Annotated in this window: 1 protein-coding gene; it reads left to right on the forward strand. The window is 70.1% G+C overall.

Annotated features, from left to right (window positions below; all coding sequences use genetic code 11):
* On the forward strand, positions 1 to 291 hold a 291-nt coding region (locus tag RRF55_RS27410; RefSeq protein ID WP_439419218.1), incomplete at both ends, for a uroporphyrinogen-III C-methyltransferase.

Raw genomic sequence — 291 nt, forward strand, 5'->3', positions numbered from 1 at the left:
CCTGGTGGCGCAATTGCAGGGCGACCAGCAACGTCTGAGCCAGCGCCTGGAAACCGTGCTCGGTGCCAGCCGCAAGGACTGGCGCCTGGCCGAGGCCGAGCACCTGCTGCGCCTGGCCAGCCTGCGCCTGTCGGCATTGCAGGACATCACCAGCGCTCGGGCGCTGGTCGAAGGCGCCGACCAGATCCTGCGCGAGCAGAGCGACCCGGCCTCGTTCGCTGCCCGCGAACAGCTGGCACGCAGCCTGGCCACCCTGAACAGCGTCAAGCAACCGGACCGCACCGGGCTGTT

The organism is Klebsiella sp. K47, assembly GCF_051858335.1.
Classification (GTDB): domain Bacteria; phylum Pseudomonadota; class Gammaproteobacteria; order Enterobacterales; family Enterobacteriaceae; genus Klebsiella; species Klebsiella pneumoniae.